Below are 6,682 nucleotides of genomic sequence, written 5' to 3' on the forward strand. Positions count from 1 at the left end.
GCTCCTCCCCCGCGCATCCGCGCGGGCGTAACCCCTGGTGACGGCCGTAGTTGTGTTCATCGTGGAAGAGACGATCGCGGGCACCGACGCCGTACAGATCCCGACGCAGCGCGGGGAATCGCTGCTGGACACCGCAGTTCGCTACGCCGAGGAACGGCACTGGGACGTGTTCCCGGGCACCTGGCTGGAGGCCGTCGAGGGGGTGCAGCGCTGCTCGTGCGGTGACGCCGCGTGCCCCTCGCCCGGCGCGCACCCGGCCCGCCCGGACTGGGCGGCCCAGGCGACCGGCAGCGCGACCGTCGCCCGCCGGATGTGGCAGAAGCAGCCGGACGCGTCGATCCTGCTGCCCACCGGGCGGACGTTCGACGCGGTCTCCGTGCCGGAGACGGCGGGGTTCCTGGCACTCGCGCGGATGGAGCGGATGGGGCTGACGCTGGGGCCGGTCACGGTGACGCCGGACCGGCGGACGGAGTTCTTCGTGCTGCCGGGGGCTTCGGCGAAGGTGCCGGAGTCGCTGCGCAGGCTGGGGTGGTCGTTGTCGTCGCTCGACCTGACGGTCCTCGGGGAGGGGGCGTACGTGGCTGCGCCGCCTACGCGGGTCGGGTGCAGGGGGGCCGTGCAGTGGGCCTGCCGGCCCACGGCTGCGAATCGGTGGTTGCCGGATGTGGAGGAGCTGGTCTCGCCGTTGGCGTACGCGTGCGGTCGGGATCGCTAGGCGCGCCTCTTGTCCTGTGGGGCTTGTGCTGTGTCGCGGCTGCGGGGCCGTTGTGGCTCGTCGCGCAGTTCCCCGCGCCCCTTTGGGGCGCTCACTCCCCTAGGCTTCTTTGCCGACGGAGGGAGACCTGGTGGGGACTGTGGCCGTACGTGTGCGAGGGCTCTGGAAGCGGTTCGGGGAGCAGGTCGCGGTCGGGGGGATCGATCTGGAGCTGCCCGCGGGGCGGTTCATCGGGCTGGTCGGGCCCAACGGGGCCGGGAAGACCACCACCCTGTCCATGGTGACCGGGCTGCTGCGGCCCGATCAGGGAACCGTCGAGATCGTCGGGCACGACGTGTGGCGGGATCCGGTGGAGGTCAAGGCCCGGATCGGGGTGCTGCCGGAGGGGCTGCGGCTGTTCGAGCGACTGTCGGGGCGTGAACTGCTGGCGTACACGGGGCGGTTGCGGGGGCTGCCCGGTGACGAGGTCGACAAGCGGGCCACGCAGCTGCTCGACGTCCTCGATCTGGCCGGTGCCCAGCACAAGCTCGTCGTCGACTACTCGACCGGCATGCGCAAGAAGACCGGGCTCGCCGCCGCCCTGCTGCACAATCCCGAAGTCCTCTTCCTGGACGAGCCGTTCGAGGGTGTCGACCCGGTCTCCGCACAGACCATCCGGGGTGTTCTGGAGCGGTACACGGCGTCCGGCGCCACGGTCGTGTTCTCTTCCCACGTCATGGAGCTCGTCGAGTCACTGTGCGACTGGGTGGCCGTGATGGCCGCCGGCCGGATCCGCGCCCACGGCCCGCTCGCCGAGGTGCGCGGTGACGCGCCCTCGCTGCAGCGGGCGTTCCTGGAGCTGGTCGGGGCGGACAGCCGCGACGCCGGTTCGGACCTGGACTGGCTGGGCGGGGGTTCCCGGTGAGCGCCGTGAGCACTCCCGCCGCCCTCACCTCCGTCTTCGTCCGACTGAAACTGTCCCTGCTGCGCAACGGGCTGCGGCAGTCCGGCGGGCGGAAGGCGGCGTACATCGCCTCCGCCGTCGTCACCCTGCTGTTCGCCGCGCTGCAACTGCTCGGGCTGATCGCGCTGCGCGGCTCCGGCCACGTCGAGTCGCTGGTGGTGCTGCTCGTGGCGGTGCTGGGCCTCGGCTGGGCGGTGATGCCGCTGTTCTTCCCCGGGGGCGACGAGACCCTCGACCCGACCCGGCTGGTGATGCTGCCGCTGCGGCCGCGGCCGCTGGTGCGGGCCCTGCTCGTGTCCTCGCTGGTCGGTGTCGGGCCGCTGTTCACGCTGTGCCTGCTCGCCGGTTCCGTGATCGCCGTCGCGCACGGCGGGGCGGCGTTCGCCGTGGGTGTCCTCGCCGTGCCGCTGGCGCTGCTGGTGTGCGTGGCGCTCGCGCGGGCGGTGGCCGCCGCCAACGTACGGCTGCTCACCAGCCGCAAGGGCCGGGACCTCGCGGTGCTCAGCGGGCTGGTGATCGCCGTCGGGGCGCAGGTGGTCAACTTCGGGGCTCAGCGGCTGGGTTCCTCCGGTCTGGAGCAGCTCGACCCGGCGGCGGACGTGCTGCGGTGGTTCCCGCCGGCGTCGGCGGTCGCCGCGGTGCATACGGCGGGCGAGGGGGCGTACGGGATCGCGCTGGCGCAACTGGCTCTGAGCGCGGCGGCGTTGGCGGGGCTGCTCGCGCTGTGGTCGCGGTCCCTGACGCGGCTGATGACCTCGCCGGACGGTTCCACCCTCCAGGCGGCCGGGGACACGGCGGTCCGCGACCGCGCGTCGACGGGCCTGTCCCGGCTGCTGCCGCCGGGCCGCACGGGTACGGCCATGGAGCGCAGCCTGCGCTACATCCGGCGCGACCCGAAGACGAAGGCCGCGTGGGTGACCTCGCTGGCGATCGGGCTGATCGTGCCGGTGTTCAACGCCTGGCAGGGCACCGGCTCGGTCTACTTCGCCTGTTTCGCCGCCGGGATGCTCGGTATCCAGATGTACAACCAGTTCGGGCAGGACACCTCGGCGTTCTGGATGGTCGCGATGACGATCTCGTCGACCCGGGAGGCGTACGTCGAGCTGCGCGCCCGCGCGCTGGCGCTGCTGCTGGTCACCCTGCCGTACGCCGCGCTCGTCACCGTGCTGACGACGGCGGTGCTGGGCGACTGGGCGCGGCTGCCGGAGGCGCTGGGCCTGTCCTTCGCGCTGCTCGGCGCGATGCTCTCGACGGGCGCGTGGACCTCGGCCCGCTTCCCGTACTCCATCCCTCAGGAGGGTCACAAGAACGTCGCCCCGGGGCAGGTCGGGCTGGCCTGGATATCCGTCTTCGGCGGCATGGTCGCGGCGGCGGTGCTGTGCGTCCCGGTCATCGCCCTCACCATCTGGCTGAACATCGCCGAGGGCGGCGACGACTGGCTGTGGCTGCTGCTGCCGGTGGGCACGGCGTACGGCGCGGCCCTGACGTTCCTCGGCCTGCGACTGGCGGCCCCGCAGACGGCCCGTCGGCTGCCGGAGATCCTGACGGCGGTGAGCAAGGGGTGAGGAGCGGGAGGTCGGGCCCCGCGACGTGGTGGAGGGGATCGGGCACGTGGCATTCCGGTGCGCGGCCCACGGTGGTCGCCGTGAGGGAGGCAGCCCGCAGGGCTCACCGCTGAGGCGAGGAGGCCCTCTGTCCCGGCGTGGCCACCACTCCTGGCCCGCGGGTCCCGGTGCGTCGGTCCCCAGCACCGCCCGGCGGGACGCCTGGGCGGACCTCCTCGCCGGTGAGCGGGGGCGGTGCCGCCGGGTTCCCGTCACGGAGTGGGGTCAGCGGTCGTCCAGTGAGTCCAGGAAGGGTCCGATCGCCGTGAGCCAGGTCTCCGGCTGGTCGTAGTGGACCAGGTGGCCGGCGTCGGCGACCTCCGCGTACCGGCCGTGGGGCATGACGCGGACCATTTCCTGGGCCTCCGCGCGGCCGAGTTCACCGTCGAGGCCGCGGACCACCAGGGCGGGGCAGCGCACCTGGGCCAGTTCCTCCCAGTGCGCGTCGAAGACCCAGGTCTCGCGGGAGCGGAGCATCTGGTCCGGGTCGAACACCGGACGCCAGCCGTCCGGGGACTCGGCCATCACCTCGGCGTAGAACGCGCCGCGGGCCGGGTTGGGCCGCTCCACCCAGGGGTCGTCCTCGCCGAACCACTTGCGTACGTCGGCGAGTGTGGCGAACGGGACCGGCCAGGCCTTGAACCACTCCGCCCACTCGCGCTGCGAGGCGGCCCCGAGGGCGGAGGCCCGCATGTCACAGATGACCAGCCCGCGCACCAGGTCGGGGCGTTTGGCGGCGAGCTGCCAGGCGGTGAGCGCACCCATCGCGTGGCCGATGAGGACGGTGGGGCCGAGGCCGAGCTGTTCCAGGGCGGCCTCGGCGTCGTCGACGTAGGCGTCACGGGTGAAGGACGCCTCCGGGGGCTTGTCACTGCGGCCGTGGCCGCGCTGGTCGAGGGCGACCGCGCGGTACCGCCCGGAGAGCCTGCGGGCGGTGGACGCCCAGTGCGAGGCACGGCCCATCAGGCCGTGCAGTAACAGCACACCGGGGGCGTTCTGCGCGGCGCTCTCCGCCGGGTCGGCCCCGTTCTTGGGCGGGTCGCCGAACTCCCAGGCGGCGAGCCGTACGCCGTCCGCCCCGGTCACGTCGATGCGTCGCGCCATGGTCCTGGCACCCCCCAAGCTCGCTGCCTGCCCGCTGCCTGTGTACTGGCCCTGCCCGTTGCTACTTGCCCGCAGGCTATCGAATGAGCATTCGAAAATGGCTTCTTGCCCGGCAACACCCCTCGTTCGAGTGACACCCCGCGGGGATTGATCGCCGTGGCCCGGGGGAGATCTTCATCGGGAGGCGGACCGCTCGGGGAAAACGGTCCGAGGGGAATGACCCTGAGAGCTCGGGGCTCCGGGTCAGCACAGGGGAGGACAGGCCCCGGCGCCGTGCGGCGCCGGGGCTCCTCACGTGGTCACGGCACATCGTCCCGCCCCTCCCCTGCCGGGGTGACACCGCTGCCGGCCCGGCCAGAGCCACTCAGGTCATATGCCTCACGCGACAGCCTCGCACGCGAATCCGGTGAGCGCTGCGATTCGCCGCAGTGGATCTCGGATTCGGCGCGTTCACACCTCACACCGGGCGGGCGCGAACCGCCCGCCCGATGTCCCGCCCCGTCCCGTCGGCCGACCGGTCAGGGCTTGGCGACGAACACGTGCGAGGCCACCTCCGACTCCAGCTCGGCCGCCTCTCCGCTGCTGCCCACCAGCACCCCGCCCGCCGACTCCGTCACGCTGACCACCGAACCGGGCTGCACGCCCGCCCGGCGCAGCGTGTACATGAGCTGCGCGTCCGTCTGGATCGGCTCGCCGATCCGGCGCACCACGACCGTCTTGCCCCCGGCGCCCGGGTCGAGGTCGGCCAGGGACACCATGCCCTCGTCCAGGAACGGGTCGGCCCCGTCCTTCTCGCCCAGCTCCTCCAGGCCCGGGATCGGGTTGCCGTACGGCGACTCGGTGGGGTGCCTCAGCAGTTCCAGCACACGGCGCTCGACGGCCTCGCTCATCACGTGCTCCCAGCGACAGGCCTCGGCGTGGACCTGCTCCCACTCCAGGCCGATCACGTCGACCAGGAGACACTCGGCGAGGCGGTGCTTGCGCATCACTCGCGTGGCCAGCCGGCGGCCCTCGTCGGTGAGCTCCAGGTGCCGGTCGGGGGCGACGGACACCAGGCCGTCGCGCTCCATCCGCGCCACCGTCTGGCTGACCGTCGGCCCGCTCTGGTCGAGCCGCTCGGCGATCCGGGCGCGCATGGGGACCACACCTTCCTCCTCCAGCTCGAGGATGGTGCGGAGATACATCTCCGTGGTGTCGATCAGTCCGGACATATATGCCCCTCGATGAGATCTGCGGATGGCTCTGCCGGAGGCTGGACGGCTCACCGGCGCGTGCGCTGGCCCAGGAACCAATTCTGACGCATAGGACCGACAACCGGGCCGCGCAGTGGAAACGAAGGACCGCGCGGAGGGGAAACCCCGCCGTCGGGCGCCGTATTGACACGGCACTGGTCCAGACCGCACGGTGATCCGCGACACTCCTGCCCGAAGTGCCCGAAGGGATGCCGCATGAGCGACCGCACGCCGGCCGATCGGTTCCTCGACTCCGCGATCGACCTGCTGCAGCGGATCCGCGACGAGGAGGCCGAGTCCGTCACGGCGGCGGGCACGCTGCTCGCCGACACGGTCGCGGGCGGCGGTCGGCTCTTCGCCTTCGGCGCCGGGCACTCCTCGCTGGTCGCGCAGGACCTCGTCTACCGGGCCGGCGGACTCGCCCTGATGAACCTGCTCGCCGTGCCGGGGGCCGTCGGCGTCGACGTGATGCCGGCCACGCTGGGCTCCGCCCTGGAGCGGGTCGACGGGCTCGCGGGCGTCGTGCTCGACTCCTCGCCGCTCCGCGCGGACGACGCGCTGATCATCGTCTCGCTGTCCGGGCGCAACGCGCTGCCCGTGGAGATGGCCATGAAGGCCCGGGAACGGGGCGTGCGGGTGATCGGCGTGACGTCGGTGGCGTACGCGGCGCAGACGACGTCCCGGCACTCCTCCGGGACGTTCCTGAAGGACCACTGCGATCTCGTACTGGACTCCCGGATCGCGGTCGGTGACGCGGAGCTCACCCTCGACAACGTGCCCGCGCCCTTCGCTCCCGCGTCCACGGTGGTCACCACGGCGCTTCTGCAGTCCGTCATGGCCACGGCGGCGGCGGTTCTCGCCGACCGCGGCATCGAGCCCCCGCTCCTGCGCTCCGGCAACGTGGACGGCGGCCACGAGTGGAACGCCCGCATCTTCGACGAGTACGCCGACCGCATCTTCTACCGCCGCTGACCCGGGACGACGGTTTTTTCCGCCCCCGCCGCCCTTACCCGTCCCGGGGACGCTGTCCCCGGACCCCTGCTCCTCAAACGCCGGAGGGGCTGATTTCCAGCCCCTCCGGCGT

The 6,682-nt window shown here is 72.6% G+C and carries 6 protein-coding genes; 4 read left to right on the forward strand and 2 right to left on the reverse strand.

The window, feature by feature from the left end; all coding sequences use genetic code 11:
* The first annotated feature begins 61 nt into the window (after nucleotides 1–61).
* The 3 genes from ACFV5H_RS32980 to ACFV5H_RS32990 all read left to right on the forward strand — a co-directional run bounded on the left by ACFV5H_RS32980 (nucleotide 62) and on the right by ACFV5H_RS32990 (nucleotide 3,223).
* Nucleotides 62–715: a bifunctional DNA primase/polymerase gene (locus tag ACFV5H_RS32980; protein WP_385058601.1), complete on the forward strand. Its 654-nt coding sequence runs from the start codon at nucleotides 62–64 to the stop codon at nucleotides 713–715.
* A 127-nt stretch (nucleotides 716–842) separates the two neighbouring features.
* Complete coding sequence (locus ACFV5H_RS32985; protein ID WP_385198517.1) at nucleotides 843–1,619, forward strand: ABC transporter ATP-binding protein; 777 nt, start codon at nucleotides 843–845, stop codon at nucleotides 1,617–1,619.
* 5 nt (nucleotides 1,620–1,624) lie between these two features.
* Nucleotides 1,625–3,223 carry a transporter gene (locus ACFV5H_RS32990; RefSeq protein WP_385198513.1) on the forward strand — a complete coding sequence of 533 codons (1,599 nt, stop codon included), beginning with the start codon at nucleotides 1,625–1,627 and terminating at the stop codon, nucleotides 3,221–3,223.
* 264 nt (nucleotides 3,224–3,487) lie between these two features.
* Here the strand turns inward: ACFV5H_RS32990 and ACFV5H_RS32995 are convergent, their stop codons facing one another.
* Together ACFV5H_RS32995 and ACFV5H_RS33000 are read right to left on the reverse strand one after the other, a co-directional pair.
* The gene (locus tag ACFV5H_RS32995; protein WP_385058597.1) at nucleotides 3,488–4,366 is read right to left on the reverse strand and encodes an alpha/beta fold hydrolase; all 879 of its coding nucleotides are present in this window, start codon (nucleotides 4,364–4,366) and stop codon (nucleotides 3,488–3,490) included.
* A gap of 518 nt (nucleotides 4,367–4,884) precedes the next feature.
* A complete protein-coding gene (locus ACFV5H_RS33000) occupies nucleotides 4,885–5,577 on the reverse strand; it encodes a metal-dependent transcriptional regulator (protein WP_073934467.1) in 693 nt (230 codons plus the stop codon).
* A 237-nt stretch (nucleotides 5,578–5,814) separates the two neighbouring features.
* On the opposite strand from ACFV5H_RS33000, the gene ACFV5H_RS33005 reads away from it, so the two are divergent.
* Nucleotides 5,815–6,570 (forward strand): SIS domain-containing protein, encoded by a 756-nt coding sequence (locus ACFV5H_RS33005; protein WP_385058595.1) that lies wholly within the window; start codon nucleotides 5,815–5,817, stop codon nucleotides 6,568–6,570.
* The last annotated feature ends 112 nt before the right edge of the window (nucleotides 6,571–6,682 follow it).

It is taken from the genome of Streptomyces sp. NPDC059787, assembly GCF_042732315.1.
GTDB lineage: Bacteria > Actinomycetota > Actinomycetes > Streptomycetales > Streptomycetaceae > Streptomyces > Streptomyces atrovirens.

What these genes read in the sequence shown, in the direction of transcription:
- ACFV5H_RS32995 (WP_385058597.1), bottom strand. Translation starts at nt 4,366, where the DNA reads ATGGCGCGACGCATCGACGTGACCGGGGCGGACGGCGTACGGCTCGCC.
- ACFV5H_RS33000 (WP_073934467.1), bottom strand. Translation starts at nt 5,577, where the DNA reads ATGTCCGGACTGATCGACACCACGGAGATGTATCTCCGCACCATCCTC.
- ACFV5H_RS33005 (WP_385058595.1), top strand. Translation starts at nt 5,815, where the DNA reads ATGAGCGACCGCACGCCGGCCGATCGGTTCCTCGACTCCGCGATCGAC.